Annotated in this window: 11 protein-coding genes; 9 read left to right on the forward strand and 2 right to left on the reverse strand. The window is 60.7% G+C overall.

All coding sequences use genetic code 11. The features are described from left to right. Positions 1–133: 133 nt before the first annotated feature. Positions 134–1,930 carry a methyl-accepting chemotaxis protein gene (locus LCU97_RS03655; protein ID WP_232775582.1) on the reverse strand — a complete coding sequence of 599 codons (1,797 nt, stop codon included), beginning with the start codon at positions 1,928–1,930 and terminating at the stop codon, positions 134–136. 213 nt (positions 1,931–2,143) lie between these two features. Here LCU97_RS03655 and LCU97_RS03660 point away from each other — a divergent pair, with 213 nt between their 5' ends. After that, on the forward strand, positions 2,144–4,264 hold the full coding sequence (locus tag LCU97_RS03660; protein ID WP_232775583.1) for a TonB-dependent siderophore receptor: 2,121 nt from the start codon (positions 2,144–2,146) through the stop codon (positions 4,262–4,264). Positions 4,265–4,394: 130 nt separating this feature from the next. On the opposite strand, the gene LCU97_RS03665 is transcribed toward LCU97_RS03660, so the two are convergent. Then, entirely contained in the window at positions 4,395–5,363 is a 969-nt protein-coding gene (locus tag LCU97_RS03665; RefSeq protein ID WP_053151315.1) for a helix-turn-helix domain-containing protein, read from the reverse strand. Positions 5,364–5,520: 157 nt separating this feature from the next. Between LCU97_RS03665 and LCU97_RS03670 the strand changes: the two genes are divergently transcribed. The 8 genes from LCU97_RS03670 (at position 5,521) to LCU97_RS03705 (ending at position 17,008) form a co-directional block, all read left to right on the forward strand. Then, complete coding sequence (locus LCU97_RS03670) at positions 5,521–7,512, forward strand: TonB-dependent receptor (RefSeq protein ID WP_232775584.1); 1,992 nt, start codon at positions 5,521–5,523, stop codon at positions 7,510–7,512. Between the two features lie 10 nt (positions 7,513–7,522). Beyond that, positions 7,523–8,563 (forward strand): methyltransferase, encoded by a 1,041-nt coding sequence (locus tag LCU97_RS03675; RefSeq protein WP_053151628.1) that lies wholly within the window; start codon positions 7,523–7,525, stop codon positions 8,561–8,563. Beyond that, entirely contained in the window at positions 8,560–9,876 is a 1,317-nt protein-coding gene (locus tag LCU97_RS03680; protein WP_232775585.1) for an MFS transporter, read from the forward strand. Before LCU97_RS03675 ends, LCU97_RS03680 begins: the two co-directional genes overlap by 4 nt. A gap of 11 nt (positions 9,877–9,887) precedes the next feature. Next, positions 9,888–12,302, forward strand: a complete 2,415-nt coding sequence (locus LCU97_RS03685) for a decarboxylase (RefSeq protein ID WP_232775586.1) — start codon at positions 9,888–9,890, stop codon at positions 12,300–12,302. 23 nt (positions 12,303–12,325) lie between these two features. After that, on the forward strand, positions 12,326–14,848 hold the full coding sequence (locus LCU97_RS03690; protein ID WP_232775587.1) for an aminotransferase class III-fold pyridoxal phosphate-dependent enzyme: 2,523 nt from the start codon (positions 12,326–12,328) through the stop codon (positions 14,846–14,848). A gap of 216 nt (positions 14,849–15,064) precedes the next feature. Next, positions 15,065–16,237 carry a molybdopterin-synthase adenylyltransferase MoeB gene (gene moeB, locus LCU97_RS03695; protein ID WP_232775588.1) on the forward strand — a complete coding sequence of 391 codons (1,173 nt, stop codon included), beginning with the start codon at positions 15,065–15,067 and terminating at the stop codon, positions 16,235–16,237. Between the two features lie 20 nt (positions 16,238–16,257). Continuing rightward, positions 16,258–16,665 carry a Mov34/MPN/PAD-1 family protein gene (locus LCU97_RS03700; RefSeq protein WP_053151330.1) on the forward strand — a complete coding sequence of 136 codons (408 nt, stop codon included), beginning with the start codon at positions 16,258–16,260 and terminating at the stop codon, positions 16,663–16,665. A gap of 70 nt (positions 16,666–16,735) precedes the next feature. After that, entirely contained in the window at positions 16,736–17,008 is a 273-nt protein-coding gene (locus tag LCU97_RS03705) for a MoaD family protein (RefSeq protein WP_053151332.1), read from the forward strand. Positions 17,009–17,087: the final 79 nt, after the last annotated feature.

A 17,087-nucleotide genomic window follows, 5' to 3' on the forward strand; every position in this document is an offset into this window, starting at 1 on the left:
TTGCTCCCACAGAGGCTCGCTCCCACATTGGTTTTTTGGTGTCCCCAAAATCGCGTACACGACTGGCCCCCTGTGGGAGCGAGCCTGCTCGCGATGGCGATGGATCAGTCAGTGCAGCTGTTGAGTTGGCAGATCACTCCGCCAACAACACCGCCGCATCGAAGCCCACACGCAAGTTGCCCCAGTGACGGCCGCTCAAGAAGAACGGTACGTCGATCTCGGTCATGATTTCCCCGGTATCGCGCAGGTAGGTCTGGAGCAGGAAGCGCTGGACGTTGCCCGCCGCGCGCAGGCCGATGGGGTCGTTGAAGATCCGTTTGTTGCGACATACCGGCAAGTCCACGGTGCGGTCGCCGGTGGGTGGTTTCGAGACCCAGCTGTTGTTTACCGGACAGTAACCCTTGGTATCGACGATGAACGAAACCTTGCCGCCCGGCGTGCTGCGGGTGAGGGTGTCGCACGCTTCCTGGCAGACCTGGGCAAAGCGCTCGGTGTAGCGGGTCACGTACTGTTTGGGGTCGGTGCCCGGGATCAACTGGTAATTCTGGTCAAACAAATCGAGCCCTTCATCCAGCAATGCCTGCAACCGGACCTGGAGGGTGTCGCGGCACTCGCTGGCTCGGGTAATGGCCGCGTCGAGCTTGCCATGGCCAAGCACGAACCGACCCAACAGCGCCTGCACCCGTTCGGCGACGCCCGATAGATCACGGGTGGCCGTTGCCGAATGCTGCATGCGCTGATCGATCGACTGGCTGTCGGCGTGGATCTGGGTGACCCGCTCGTTGATACCGGTGTTGGCATCGGCGAACTGCTGGATATGCTCGGCGATGTCGGCCAGCTTGCCGTTGGTGGATTCGAAGTCGCCGATCATGCTTTCGAAATGGCCGGAAGCGCGCTCCACGACTTTCTGGGTTTCCCGGGCGCTGTGGCTGATCTGGGTGGTCTGCTCGTGGGTGGAGCTGACTTCCTCGAGCATGGCGTCGATATTGCGGGAAATATCGTCCGTCGCCCGACTGACATTCTGCGCCAGCGTCCGCACCTCGTCGGCCACCACGGCGAAGCCTCGGCCACTTTCGCCGGCCCGGGCCGCTTCGATGGCGGCGTTGAGCGCCAAAAGGTTGGTCTGGGCGGAGATCTGCTGGATCAACCCGACAATGGACTTGATGCTGGAGGAGCGCTGGTTCAAGGCGCTCACCAGTGTGGCGAATTCGCCGAGGCTGCTGGAAATTTCGCTGATGTTGCCGGTCACTTCCAGCAACTCGGCGTAGGAATCGCGGGCCATGCTCAGGTTCTGGGCGGTGGTGCTGGAGATGCCCTGGGTCTGGCGCGAGACTTCCTCTATCCGGCCCACGGCACTGTTGCTCTGGTCCATCACTTCCTTGGCGAAGCGCGCCTGGTGGGTAGCGCTGTCGCTGGAATCGCTGATGTTCTTGAGCGAACGCGCCGATTCAACGGCGATGTGCACGGTCAGTGCCTGGACATTGCTGATGATTTCCCGCTGCTTGGCCAGGAAACGGTTGCACGTGCCTGCCAGTACGCGGATTTCGTCGTGGGTCACCAGGGGCAAGTCCTTGGACAGGTCGCCTTCGCCGTTGGCGATTTCCTCAAGAGCCTTGGTCATGGCGGTGACCGGGCGCACGATGAGATGGCGGAAGTACCAGACCATGAAGCTGATCATGCCCGCTGTCAGTAACGTACCGAACAGCAGCGCGTGGGTCAGGCTGTCGAGTCGCCCCTCGATCTGTCCCAACAAGGCAGCATCCAATTGGGCGTTGCGCAACTGCAGCACGATGTCCGCACGGGCGCTGAGGGCGACCCAATACAGCAACCCGCTGACCACGACCAGTAGAAAAAGGCTCGACAGCTTTTTAGTGAGGGTATCGAAAAAACGCATTTCGATAGACTCGTACAAGTCCTTTAACGTCTGCATGCCGTCGCTCCTGGGCGGAAAAATCTTTTAATGGAATACATTCGACCGAAAGCGTCAAAGCTTTAGGCAGGGATGGGCTATTTGATATCACTTTGCAAAAATCGGCCCGTTTCAAAGGGTTGGGTAGGCGATGGGCTTGATGAAAAGATTTACTGGGAATTATTCTCAAAGTATATTCGCTCTCATTAACGTCCCTCCCATGAGTGCCCTTTCTTGAAGCGTTCCATCCCTCTCGCTAACCGCAGCGCATTCTTCAAGCGTGTGCTGCCCACGCTGTCCTGCTGCCTCATCGCCAGCCCCTTGTGGGCGCAGGATTCCCTTGAGCTGCCCACCACGGATATCGAGGGCACTCGCATCACTCAGGACGAGGGTTACACGGCATCGCAAGCCAGCACGGCGAGCAAGAGCGATGTACCGATCAAGGAAGAGGCGCAGTCCATCAATGTCGTCACCCAGCAGACCCTGGATGACTATCAGGTGCGCTCGCTGAACGATGCGATGAAATTCGTCAGCGGTGTCAGCCAGGGCAACACCCTGGGCGGCTCGCGGGATTCGCTGGTCAAGCGCGGTTTTGGCACCAACGACGACGGCTCGATCCTGCGCGATGGCGTGCGCTCGAACCTGGGACGCAACTTCAGCGCCACCACCGAACGGGTCGAAGTGCTCAAGGGCCCGGCCTCGATGCTGTACGGCGCGTTGGAGCCCGGCGGCCTGGTCAACGTCATTAGCAAGAAACCGGAATACACACAAAGCACCACGTTAAGCGGCTCGGCCTACAGCGAAGGCGGCGGCACCATGGCCTTGGACACGACCGGGCCATTGGGGGACACCGGCCTGGCCTATCGCTTGATCGCCGAACGTGGGCATGAGGACTACTGGCGCAACTATGGGGTCAACGAGAGCACGTTGGTCGCGCCTTCGCTGGCTTGGACGGGGGAGCGGGCTTCGTTGAATTTGAGTTATGAGTACAACGAATATTCCAATCCGTTTGATCGTGGGACGATATTCATTGATGGGCATCCAGCTGACATTGACTACGACAAGCGCCTCGATGAGCCGTGGGCCAAGAGTGTGGGAATTCGTGAGACGGCCACCGCCCGGTTCGAGTATGAATTAAGTGAAGCGTGGAAAACTCGTGTGACCTACGGGTGGAACAATGACCGGTACAGTCTTTCGATTGCGCAGCCGCGGCTGTCGAACGGAGTTTTCCAGCGTGCCGCCAACGGCGCGCACTATGACGATGAAACCCGCTACGCCAGTTGGGATTTCATGGGTAAGCAGGAACTGTTTGGCCAGCGTCATGACCTGTTGATTGGTGTCGATAATCAGGTGTCCGATCAATTTCGTGGCAAAACCTATCGCGGAGCTTATCAATCAGGCTTCGACCCTGCGGCACCGGTTTACGGTGGTCTAGGGGAGCCAAGCCGGGTAAATGAGCCGCAAAGTAACTTGAGCAACAAGCTGACCTCCAGCTCGATGTACTTAAAGGACAACTGGCATCTGGATGACCGCTGGATCCTGGTCTTTGGAGGGCGTTACCAGCATTACGATCAATACGCCAACCAAGGCATGATCAAACGCGTCAATGTCCGCGACGATAATGGCGATGCCTTTGTTCCGTTCCTGGGGCTGGTCTATAAGGCTACCGAAGAACTGTCGCTGTATGGTAACTACAGTCGCTCGTTCAAACCGAACGATGATGTGGATGATGCCGGTAATACTTTCGATCCAGAGGAAGGCCGTAGCTACGAAATTGGCGCCAAGTACGATCCGCTACCCGGCTTGAACATCAATCTTGCTCTGTTCGATATCGTTAAAAAGAATGTAGTGACCAGTACTCTTGTAGGTGAAAACACCATAGCCGAAGCCGCCGGTAAGGTCGGTTCCCAGGGGCTAGAGCTCGACATCACCGGACGTCTGGCCGACCGTTGGGACTTGATCGGTACTTACGCCTACACCCACACTGAAATCCTCGACGATCCGGACGACGAGGGTCATCGCCTACCCGACGCTCCTAAACACACCGCGAGCCTGTACCTCACTCACCACCTGAACATTCCAGCCGAATTCGGCGCCTGGCACGCCGGTGCCGGTGCGCGTTACGTCGGTGAGCGCGCCGCCAACAACGACAACAGTTTCTGGCTCAGCAGCTACACCGTGGCCGACGCCTTCCTGCGCTGGGAGTCGCCGGTCTTGGGCTACAAGACCTCGCTGCAGTTGAACGTGGATAACCTGTTCGACAAGCAATACTACCCGTCCTCCACCGGCAGCGAGTTGCAGGTCGCGGTAGGGGAGCCGCGTACCGCACGGCTGAGTGCCAGCGTGACGTTCTGATCGCGCCAATAAAAATGCCCGGACCTTGGATCCGGGCATTTTTTTTCCATCGGTTCAGCCTTGAGTCTGGGCGACTCCAAGACGGCAGATCAGGTTTGACGCCCGGAATCACCCAGGCGCCCGCGCAATGTCAGCGACGCTTGCCGAATACCGTTTTCGGCGATTTGCCGAAGAACCGGGTAAATGCCGCACTGAAATTATTCGGAAACTTGTAGCCGACCTGATAGGCCGCCTGCGCAACCTGGCATCCGCTTTCCAGCAAGGTATAGGCCTTGCGCATGCGCATCTCATGCAGCATGCGATGGGGCGTGGAATTGAAGCGGTGGTGCAGGCCTTCCTTGAGCTTGAATTCATTGAGCCCGACGGCAGCACACAGGTAGGGAATGGTCAACGGCTGGTCCATTTGTTCGAGCATGATGTCCCGCGCCCGGTCGAGTTTTTCGATATCGCTGGCGCTCAATTGCGGATTCTGGATGCAGGGGGTGGGCGGGCTTATCAGTTTCAGTTGTTCGGACAGCAGACTGAGGGTGTGGATGTGCATGTCCAGCGCGCCGGTCGCACCCTGGTTGAGGTAACGCGCCAGGGCGGTGGCGTGGCTGGCGCTGGTGGCCGAGGTCTTCTGGAAGGCCAATTGGCGCACATTGCCGTTGCCCAGTAACTGGCGGGTGCGCTGCTCGCCGATGTATCGGTTGAGCATGCTTTCACCGATCAGCAGCCGGAGCTGGGACACCGTCGTCCCGGCTTCGTAGCAACGTTCGCCCAGGCTCAATTGGAACGAGGTGATGGTGGTATAGCCGGCACGGAATGACACCGTCGAACCGTCGGCCCCCTTGTAGCCGGAATCGCCTTGCATGCCGAACGTGATGACCAGCATGTGACGATTGTGAGGGCTGGCGGTTTCCTCGATCAGGTGACGCGTGGGGCGATAACGCGAACGAACCACCATCAGGTCATTGTCGACCAAATAGCGCTCTGAGTAGCACTCGCCCAGTTCCCCCGGCAGTTGCTGGCGTGTCCAGCCACAGGCATCGCTGCTGATCAGCCGCGAATGCGTTGGCGCCACTCGATACGACTGGGAAATCTTCTGTAGGGCCGCCACTTTTAGGGTCCTCCTTGGTTGACTCTGGCTTGCATATGGATTGATCCGGATTCCATATGAACTACATGATAACTATTCGCATTAATCAATACCATGTTTGTATCTCAACTGCCATCGCCAGAACGAGGCAGTCGCGGATTCATTGATGGGGAGTGCGATGGTCAAGTCTGTATTGAAAGCCAGCGCTTACACGTGGAGCGTCGCTTGTTGTCTGGGCGTGGCCATGAAGGTGGCGGCCCAGACCGAATTGGCGCCGATCACCGTGACGGCGAACAAGATCGAACAACCGCAGGAGGCGGTACCCGCCAGCCTGTCGGTATTGACGGGCGAGGACTTGCGCAAGGGCGCGATCCATGACCTGCAAGACCTGGCGCGAGCCACGCCCGGCTTCACCTTCCAGCCATTTGGCCAGTCGGGCACCAACCTGCCGGTGGTGCGCGGCCTGACCGCCAGCCCGACGGCGTTTTCTTCCTCGATGCTGATGTTGGTCGACGGTGTGCCGACCCTGATGGGGCAGGGGTTCGATCATGACTTGCTGGGCGTGGAACGTATCGAGATCCTGCGGGGACCGCAGTCGACCCTGTATGGCCGCAACGCCGAAGCCGGCGTGCTGAGCATCCACACTCGCCAGCCCGATGCCCGGCCATACGCTCGGGTCGAAGCCGGTGGCGGCAGTCGCGACAGTCGGATCCTGGGCGTTGATGCCAGTACTGCGCTGGTCCCGCAGACGCTGTTCGCCGGGGTTTCCGGACAGTGGCGGGAGCAGGACGGCTACATTGACGACGATTGGCGCGGCGGGCAGGCCGATGATCGCGAACGTCACAGTGCCCGCATGGTGTTGCGCTGGACACCCACGCTGGCCACTGACGTCAACCTGCGCTACAGCCGCCAGGATTATCGCGATGGTGGGTCCCAGTGGGGGCCGGCGGATTCATCCCGTCGCCAGGTGCGCTCCGGTACCTCGAGCTGGAACCATTCCAGCGGTCGCAGCCTGTCCGTGGACGTGCTGCATGAGTTCGACTCCGGCTTGAAGCTGCGTTCGATCACAGCCCGCAACGACTTCTATGACCGGGTGCGTCAAGACACCGATTTCCAGCCTGCCGACCTGTTTCATGTTGGTCGCGATTACCACTTCAACACCATGTCCCAAGAATTTCGCCTGGAAGGCCAATGGCGCCAGAGCCAGTGGCTGCTCGGCGTCTATGCCGATCGCGACGACCATGACCTTTCCTACGAACAGAAACTGCCCGTTGGCCTGTCCCGCACGGACGTGCAATTGGGGGGTAATACCACGGCGCTGTTTGGTCAATGGCTGATGCCCCTGGCCGAACGCTGGACCCTGACTCTCGGTGCCCGTGCCGAACAGGACAAGGTGCACATCGATCCTCAGGGCGGCAGTCGTCAGAGCCAGCAGTGGCAACGTTTCACTCCGAAGGTGTCGTTGCAGTACGAGTGGCAACCGGATGCCTACCTGTACGCCAGCTATGCCGAAGGTTTCCGCGCAGGAGGTTTCAACGCCTTCGCCAGTGCCGCCGATTACCCCGGCTACGACCCGGAAAAGGCCAAGACGTATGAAGTCGGCGCCAAAGGCTGGCTGGACGACCAGCGCCTGCGTTATTCGGCCGCCCTGTATTGGATGGACGTGCGAGACATGCAGGTGCAGCAGTTGGTCCAGCCGGGCCTGGTGTACATCACCAACGCGGCGTCGGCCCGCTCCACGGGGTTGGAGCTGGAAGCCGAATACCAGCTGGCCGACCACTGGACGCTGGTCGGTTCCGTGGGCCTGAACCGGACCCGTTTCGAGCGCTTCAGTGAAGGCAACAGCGATTACCAGGGCAATCGCAATCCCTATGCCCCCGACTTCACCGGTCATCTGAGCCTGCGCTACGACGCCTCCAACGGTTGGTGGGCCCAGGGCGGTGTGGATGGGGTCGGCGAGACCTACCTGGACTCGGCCAACCAGTACAAACGGGGCGGCTACGGCCTGATCAACCTCAATGCCGGTTACGACATTGGCCAGTACGGCATCAGTGCCTATGTAAAGAACGCCGCTGACAAGCGTTACGACGCTGTCGGCTATTTGAACGGCACCGCCCGTGTCTACAGCCCGCCGAGGGAAATCGGCCTGCGTATGAGTTATGAACTGTGAGCTGCGAATGATGAACGGAATCGACCTGGCAACACCCCACCCCCTGCAACCCTACTGGGACCTGACCCTGGCCGGCGTGCGTGCCGATGTCCTGCGCATTGCCCTGGAATGGAAGCTGTTCAACCTGCTGCAAGTGCCCGTGACGGCGCAGACCATTGCCCGACAACTGCAACTCGACCCCGTTAACACCGGTTACTGGTTGGAAGCGTTGTGGAGTATGGAGTTGCTGGTGCGTGATCAACAACAACCGCCGCGTTACCACAACGCCGCGGTGGCCCACGACTACTTGCGCGCCGAGGCGCCGGACTATTGCGGCGATGCATGGACGTTCCGTCTGCGCGGGCTTCGACATTTCGGTGGACAGTTGGGCGATCAGGTACGGGCGGGTCAGCCCAGTGGGCAGGCGCCGAACGTGGCGACCACCATCGAGAACTGGACGGCCGCGGCGCGTCTGCAACTGGCCCAGGAGCAAAGGGCCGTCACGGTGGAGGTGGCGTTGCGCTTGATGGCCCGGATCCCCGAGTTCGCCCATGCCCGCCGATTCCTGGACCTGGGAGGAGGGCCAGGATTGGTGGCGATTGCCCTGGCCCGGGACAACCCGCTGTTGAGCGGCGAGGTGTTCGATTTCCCCCAGACGGTCAGCGTGGCGGCGGAAAATATCAGCAAGGCCGGTCTCCAGCAGCGTCTGGCGGTACGTGGTGGGGATCTGGCGAGCGATTGCATCGGTGAAGGGTATGACCTGATCTGGTGTTCCTCGGTGCTGCATTTTGTCCCTGACCTGGCAGCGAGCCTGGCGAAAATCCACGCCGCATTGCGCCCTGGCGGCGTGTTGGTCAGTGCCCATGCCGAGGTCCCGTCTGATCCCGACCTGGCCCGGCGAGTCATGCCTTATTACCTGTCGATGCAAATGCTCGGGCGGCAGGTTACCCATTCTGGCGGCCTGAGCGAGGCATTGACGCGCGCCGGGTTCGTCGATATCGACCCTTACCCCGAGGTGGCCTTTGCGGTCGCGCCGGTCGCGGTGCAAGTGGCGCGTCGGAGCCGTTCATGAAAGGCGAAGACAGCATCCATATGTGGCGTCTTCAGTGGTTGTTCGGCTGGCTCCACTTCGTCCTCGCGGTCCCCGGCATCTACCTGCTGCTGGGCCTTCCGCTGATCATGCGTGAACACGGCTGGTCCGGCACCGACATCGGGCTGTTCCAGCTGACGGGGTTGCCGGCGGTGTTCAAGTTCCTGTTGGCGTTGCCCGTGCAGCGTTATCGGTCAGTCCAAGGGCACTACCGTCTTTGGGCGCTGGTGCTGTGCCTGCTGCTGACGCTGCTGCTGGTGCTGGTTAGCCAGCAGGCGATCACCGCCAATCGCCTGTTCCTCTTCGGCCTGGCTTTCGCCGCCGGTGTACTGGCGACCTGGGCCGATATCCCGGTCAATGCCCTGGCCATCAAATTGTTGCCACAGGCACAGCGATCACGCGCCGGGGGGATTCGTTCGGCCGCGCTGTTTCTCGCCGCCATCGTGGGCGCCGGCGTCATGTTATTGGTCCAGGCGCGCTGGGGCTGGCAGGCGCCGTTTCTGTTGATGGCCGCCGGGCTGTTGGTGGCGCTGGTCTTCCTCGGGTTACTGCATGAGGGAGAGGTCAACGACGACGGTCTTCAAGCACCCCGGCGGTCATCGGTCGATTGGTCGGGGTTTTTCGGGCAGCCCGGCGCACCTCTCTGGATCGGGTTGTTGCTCAGCGGTTTTCCGTTCCTGGGCGCCGCGTGGCTTTACCTCAAGCCGCTATTGCTGGACCAGGGAATGCCCATGCAAGAGGTGGCCTGGATTGCCGGGGTCGGCGGCGGAGTGGTCGGTGCCCTGGCGAGCGTACTGGGCGCAAGGCTGGTGCAACACCTGGGGCCCGCAAGGGTGACGCCATGGTTCATGATCGGTGCCTTGTCGGCGCTGCTGGTGTTGACGAGCGCTGTCTGGCTCCAGGCCTCGACGCCATGGCTGGTGACGGCGGCTTTTCTATTGGCCACGGCCATGGGCGCGGTGTCGAGCCTGATGTTCGGCTTGATGATGTTTTTCTCCCGACGCCTCCAACAGGCCCACGACTACGGTCTCCAGGCCAGCCTGTTTGTACTCACCCGTCTCCTGGTGCCGATCGGCGCCGGCGCGTTGCTCGATCGCAGTGGCCCGGCGGCCATGCTTGCCGGGCTGTGCCTGGCGATGCTCGGCGTGTGTGTCCTGGCGGTGGCTGCGCGAAGTTCGATTGCCCAGGCCACGGCGTATGCCGGTGGTTCGTTGGGCAGACTGACCGAGCCAACGGCAACTGCATCAACTCCCCCTCAAAGCAACAGCTCCCCTCAAATCAGTTCGATCCAATAGGAATGGAGTCCATGAAGGCAACCTTAGGCATCTGTTTGATTACCCAGGCGCAGCCTCTGATCGAGGATGTGGCGTTTGTCGTCGAGTATTTGCAGGCCTGCTTGCAGCCTCCGGCCAATAATCCCGACTGGCCGCTCTCCATCAGGGGCAATGAATCGATGCATCGCGCCTTGGGCGTCAGGCCCCACGGTGAAGCTGTGCTGGAGACTCTGATGGTCCAGGCCCAGCAGTATCTACAGGGCAGCCCATGTGCCGCGGCGGCACTGCCCGATTTGTGGGTGCTGACTTTCGACTCGCCCCAGGCTGCCCGACAAAGCCTGCAACGGCAGCCCCCCGCGTTGTCCAACGAGTTGTTCATACTCGATCTTTGTCAGCAAACCGAGGCCGGGGACGAAGACCCTTTTGACGAATTGATCGCCGCCGCGCCCGGTTCACGTCTATCACCCCATTCGGCGCTGCTGTATTGCGCGTTGCCGGCGCTGCCCGGATGGATGAACCGGGTCGGCGGTAACCGTCATCTGCGAGTGGCAGGGCAGGACCGGGCGGCGCGCCGGGCGGACTTGCTGCGCATCATCCTCGATCACTTGGAACACGCTCACTTCAACCGTTTGCTCGCACGTTCCATCAGCGGTCCGTTGCTGTCGGTGAGTCTGGCGACGGAAATCACCCGCTTCATGTGCAGCCGTTGGCAGCAACGATGGGACTTTCATGCCTACACCGGGTCGATGGTGGCGGGGCTGATCCAGTCGATGCAGCAAAACCTCGCCGGCACCGGCGTGCGTTGCCTGAGCGGCTGCAACGAGCACAGCCTGGCGGTCAGCGCCATGGCCGGTTGGCAACTGTTTGGCCGCGCCTACGTGATTACCGTGACTTCAGGCATGATCGATGAGTTTCGCGGCACCCTGGCCAACCTCAAGCGTCTCGGTGCCCCGGGGCTGATCGTGTGTGCCGACAGCCCGGAGAACGTCTGGTTTGCCTTCCAGGGCACCCATGACCTGGACAATAACGGCTGTCGGGTGATCGAGGCCCGGGGGTTGCGCCAAGTGTTCATCCGAAAGGTCGAAGAGATCGGCCCGCGCTTGGAAGAGGCCTTCGCCATGCTCGCCGAGCGGCCCGAGCCGGTATTCATCCTGGCGACCCAGGGGGTGCTCGAATCCCGGCCCCAGGTGCCGCTGGAGGTACGCCTGCCCGACATCATTTCCACGCCAGCCTGGCGCCCCGACACACGTCAGGCCAAGGCGCTGGACCAGGCGCTGCATCTGATCAATCACGAGCCGGTGCACGTGTTATGGCAATGCGGCAAGCTCAACGCCGAGCAACGTCGGCGGATACATGCCCTGGCCGAACGGGGTGCCATCGGGCTGGCGGACAGCATTACCCAACCCGGCAGTGTCGGTCCTTACTACGAGGGGCGGGCAGTGCCGGAGTACCTTGGGCCGTTGTCCCTCTATGGGTTCAGTCGGCGGGTGTACCAGTTCATGCATTGCGAACACGAGTTGAACGGTGCCCGGGACCACTGCGTGTTCTTTCTCAAAAGCAAGGTCGACCAGGCGGCCACGCCGTTTTCCGAAGGCAAGCTCAAGCGTCAGTTGCGGGTGGTACAGGTCAATCATGAACCACGGCATCTTTCACCGTTCACCGACCTGGCGCTGGATGTACCGCTGGACGAATTCCTCTCCCATATCGAGCGTGGGATGCAGGTCGAGCCGCCGGTGCTCGCGCTGCGGCGCGACAAGCTGCGAGAAATGGCGCAACGCAGTGAAACCGTCGCGGTGGATCACATCGAGACCCTGCCCATGACCGCCAACTACTTTTTCCATCGGCTCGGTCACCTGGTGCGCGAGCTGATCGAGCGCCAGGATTATCGCTACACCGGTGTCTACGATGTCGGCCGTTGCGGTATTTCGGCGGTGCGTAACGTGCCTCGCACCGACCCGGGGTTTTCCGGGTGGTATGGGCGGGCGTTGATGGGGGATGCGCTGATGGCCTTGCCCTATATCGCCATGACCAGCGAGGGCAATGTCCTGGCCTTCGTCGGCGATGGCGCCCGCGCCCTGGTGCCGGATATCGAAGCGCGCCTCGCTGAAGGACTGGCCCACGCGCCGTCGGCGGGCCTGCGCAATGTCACTCTGTTCTACCTGACCAACGGCATGCTGTCGCTGATCCAGACGTATCTCGACAAACGCTATGCGCACAACGGCGCCCAGCAAGTCGCCGTCACCGGCGTCGGGGCAATGAGCGCACCGCTGGAACGGATCGGGGCCATCAGCGTACACCGAGAGCGCCTGGTCTCGTTCGACGAAGCCGCTTTGCGCCAGGCCCTGACGCAACCCGGACGACTGAACATCTTCGACGTATTGCTGGCCCATAACTCGGAGGGCGACGGTTTGAGCCTGGTCTCCGAAACCGCCTGGAACCGTCAATGAACCCTTGCCAAGGACATACTCCCATGAAATTCGGCTTCATCGCCCACCCGACCTCCATTGCCCTGCAGCGCCAGGTGAAAATCATCGACTTGTTGGATCGCACGCTGATTGAACAGGATCGCGGCTATCAAGCGCAGTTGTGGCAGTCACGTAATCTGGTGCCGTTCGCGGACTTCGGGCGCATCGTCAGCGCCAGTGGCGCGGTGTGCGAAGGCATCTTGCATTATCTGCCGCTGACCGCCGAGCAAATGCTCAGCCAGCCACGAACCATTGCCGCCCGGGTCCTTGAAGGCGTTCACAGCCTGCAGCAGGAGGGCGCGCAACTGGTGGGACTGGGTGGATTCACCGCGATTGTCGGCAACCGGGGGCTGCAGACACTGGAGCGCAGCGGCGTACCGGTGACCACCGGGAATTCGCTGACCGCCTACGCCGCTTACCAGAATGTGCTGGAGGCCATGGCCCGACTTGAGGTGACACCGGCCGACACTGAAGTGGCGGTGGTCGGCTATCCTGGCTCGATTGCCTTGGTCATCGCCAAACTCCTGGCCCGCGACGGCTGCCGCCTGCGCCTGGTGCACCGGGGCAGCGCCGAGCAGGGCCGTGAAAGCCTGTCCTGGCTGCCGGCACAATTCCATGGACAGGTGCTGCTGACGGCGGATATTGACAGTTGCTACGACTCGGTGCGTTTTTATGTGGCGGCGACGTCCAGCGGTGGGGTGATCGATCCTTACCGGTTGATGCCGGGGGCGGTGGTGGTGGACGCCGCGCTGCCTCGCGATGTCCAGCCGTTTCGCCAAGACCGCCAGGACATCCTGATCATTGACGGTGGCCTGGTGTCGGCCAGCACGCAGGTACGCTTCGGCACCGAAACCCTGGGGCTGACCCCAAAGAAATTCATGAATGGCTGCCTGGCGGAAACCCTGGTGCTGGCATTGGAGGGGCGTGCCGAGGCGTTTTCCATCGGCCGCGAACTGCCCGAGGAGCGAGTACTGGAAATTGGCCGCATCGCCCAATTGCACGGTTTCTCACCGTCGCCCATGGCGTCGTATGGCGAACGCCTGGACGAGCCGGATTTCCAGGCGCTGCGGCGTTTCCATCGGACGGCGAAGCACATCGCGCCCGTCGAACAGCAAACCGACCAGCCGACAGCCCTGCGTGCCGAAGCCTTGCGTTGCTTCGACCAGCACATCAACCCGGTGCTGCGTGAGTTCTACCGGTTCAACCACATCGAGCGAGTGTTCAACCACGGCAGTGGTTGCTGGTTGACGGACCTGGACGGCGGCCGTTACCTGGATTTTGTCGCCGGCTACGGCTGCCTCAATACCGGGCACAATCATCCGCTCATCAATCAGGCGTTACAGGCGTATCTGCAACAGCAATACCCGACGTTCGTCCAGTACGTGTCGGTGCCCTTGCAGACCAGCCTGCTGGCCCAGCGCCTGAGCGAGCTGGCGCCCGGCAATCTGGAACGGGTGTTCTTCAGCAACTCGGGCACCGAGGCGATCGAGGCGGCATTGAAGCTGGCGATGGCGGCCATGCAGCGCCCCCGCATCCTGTATTGCGACAACGGCTACCACGGCAAGACGCTAGGGGCCTTGTCGGTCACGGGCCGGGACAAACACCGCGATCCCTTCAAGCCTTTGCTGGCACGCTGCGACTCGATCCCCTTCGGCGATCCGACCGCGCTGGAAAGTGCCTTGCTCCAGGGCGATGTCGGCGCCTTTATCCTCGAACCGATTCAAGGCGAGGGCGGGGTGATCGTGCCGCCGGAGGGTTATCTGAAGCAGGTTCGCGCGCTCTGCAGTGCCTACGATTGCCTGTTGATCGTCGATGAAATCCAGACCGGCCTGGGCCGCACCGGCAAGTTGTTCGCCTGTGAGTGGGAGGCGGTGGTGCCGGATATCCTGGTGCTGTCCAAATCATTGTCCGGCGGGGCCGTGCCCATTGGCGCGACGCTGTCCAGCGCGGCGTTATGGGATCGAGCCTATGGCAGCATCGACACGTTTGCGTTGCACACTTCGACGTTCGGCGGCGGTAATTTCGCATCGGCTTCGGCGCTGGCAACGCTCGACGTCATCACCGCTCAGGATCTGGCCGGCAATGCCGCCCGGGTGGGTGGGCAACTGAAGCAGGCCCTGCGGGAGGCGGTGAGTCCATACCCGTTCATACGTGAAGTGCGCGGCGTCGGGTTGATGATTGCCATTGAGTTCGAGTACAGCTTCAAAGGCGGCGTCGAGGCTTTCGTGCGTGAGTTCGCCAGTCGTATCCCAGGCAACGCCGCAGGCACCTATCGCATGCTTTCCGGCAAGGCCAAGCGGCATATCGAAGAGGCCATCTGTGAGGTGGAGAAAAACTTCGAGGAGATGTTCGTTTTGCGTTTCGTCAGCAAGTTATCCCAGGACCACGGTGTATTGACCTTCGTCACGGCCAACAACAACCGGGTCATGCGCATCCAGCCGCCACTGGTACTCAATGACCTTGAAGCACAGCATTTTGTCGACGCTTTCAGGGCCGTATGCGAGGACATGTCGACCTTCCTCGCCTGACGGATCGAGTGCCCTGTGAAAGCCCTCGAAAGAGGGCTTTTGTCTGTGGGTTGGATTTCCAACTGATCCTGACTATCGAAGGGCCGTTATCGCGCATTGGTAACTCCTGAATGCATACGAAAACGGACCTTGTGCATATGAAATTCAAAGCCCTTCGAATTGATTAATCAAAGGGTCTGCCTGAGAATTACTTACATTCAGCAACAGGTATTAAACATGAAACTTCCTCCGCTTGTCGCTCCTGTTTCGAGTCTAAGTAACGAAGAAATAACCCGCTACAGTCGACACTTGTTGATTCCCGATGTGGGCCTGGAAGGGCAGCGCCGTTTAAAGAGCAGCAAAGTATTGGTTATCGGTGCCGGAGGCCTCGGTTCGCCGGCATTGCTTTACCTGGCTGCGGCCGGTATCGGCACCCTGGGGATCATCGATTTCGACCGTGTTGACGAATCCAATCTGCAACGCCAGGTGATCCACCGGGTGGCCACGGTTGGCCAGTTGAAGGTCGACAGCGCCGCCGAAACCATCAACGCGTTGAACCCTTATGTAAACGTCGAGCGCCATGAACAGCGGCTGGAACCGGAAAGCGCCGTGCAGTTGTTCAGCCAGTACGACCTGATCCTCGATGGTACCGACAATTTTGCCACTCGTTACCTGGTCAATGATGCCTGTGTGCTGGCCGACAAACCCTACGTTTGGGGCTCGATCTTCCGTTTCGAAGGCCAGGCCTCGGTGTTCTGGGAAAACGCTCCGGGCGGTGTCGGCCTCAACTACCGCGACCTGTACCCCGAGCCGCCTCCGCCGGAACTGGCGCCCTCGTGTTCCGAAGGCGGGGTGCTGGGCATTTTATGTGCGTCCATCGGTGCAATCATGGCCACTGAAGCGATCAAGCTGATCACCGGCATTGGCGAGAGTTTGCTGGGGCGTCTGATGGTGTACGACGCGCTGGAGATGTCTTACCGGCAGATGCCGCTGCGCCGAGTCCCGGGCCGTCAGCCCATCACGGCCTTGAGCGACTATCAGGCTTTCTGCGGCTTGAACGTGCCCCACGGTGTGCAGGATTCGGACATACCCTCGATCAGCGCCCGGCAACTGCAGGCGTTGCGCCAAAGCGGCGAGCAAGTGCTGCTGATCGATGTACGTGAACGCGCCGAATGGGACATCGTGCGGATACCCGGCGCCCAACACATGCCCAAGGGGCCGAAGACCGCGGAACTGATCGAAAGCCGTTTCGGCAAGCACGCCAACCTGGTCCTGCACTGCAAGACCGGCGCACGTTCCAGGGCGGTATTGCTTGAACTTCAGGCGCGCGGTTTCAGCAATGTACGCAACCTCGACGGTGGGGTGTTGGCCTGGGTCCGGGATGTCGAACCATCGTTGCCGGCCTACTGAGCCTGAACGGAGGACCGAGGATGTTGAGTATTCGTGCCGGCCTGCTGGAAGCCATGCTGGAGCAGGCGCGACGGGATCATCCGTTGGAAACCTGCGGCATTGTCGTCGCCCCGGCCGGCGTTCGTACCGCCGAGCGCTTGGTGCCGATGGACAACGCCGCCCGTTCGCCAACGTTCTTCACGTTCGATCCCAGGCAACAGTTAGCGGTTTGGCGAGCGCTGGACGAACGAGACGAAGAGTGCAGAGTGATCTATCACTCGCATACCGCCAGTGTCGCTTATCCGAGCGCCGAAGACGTGCGTTATGCCGGTGATGCCTCGCTGCATTACGTCATTGTTTCAACTCTGCCGGATATTGATGAATGGGTGCGAAGTTATCGCATCATCAATAACAAAGTGACTGAAGAGCGTATTTGCGTCGTTGACTGAAACTTGTCGGTGGCGCGGTTCAAATAATATTCATGGCCAAAGAGCTTATTAAAGGCTCAGGGAGTTCTGCATGTCGATATTTGTCACAGTGCCCACTTTGTTGCGCACTTTTACCCAAGATCAGAAACGCGTCGAAGTTCAAGGGCAGACTGTTCTTGAAGTGATCGAATACATGGAAAAACAGTATCCGGGCGTCAAGGAGCGACTGATAGGCGACGGTCAGGTGCATCGTTTCGTGAACATCTATGTCAACGATGATGACATCCGTTTTGCCGACAACCTCGGCACCGCGCTCAAGGCCGGTGACAGCCTCACCATTCTCCCTGCGGTTGCCGGAGGCTGAGGGCCGACGTTGACCTGGGGCTGCGCGCGGTACCTCACTAAAGGCCCGCGTGTGGCGGTATGGAAACCTGCTGGTATAG

Origin of the sequence: Pseudomonas uvaldensis, assembly GCF_021271205.1 — a bacterium.
In the GTDB taxonomy this organism is placed as follows: Bacteria; Pseudomonadota; Gammaproteobacteria; order Pseudomonadales; family Pseudomonadaceae; genus Aquipseudomonas; species Aquipseudomonas uvaldensis.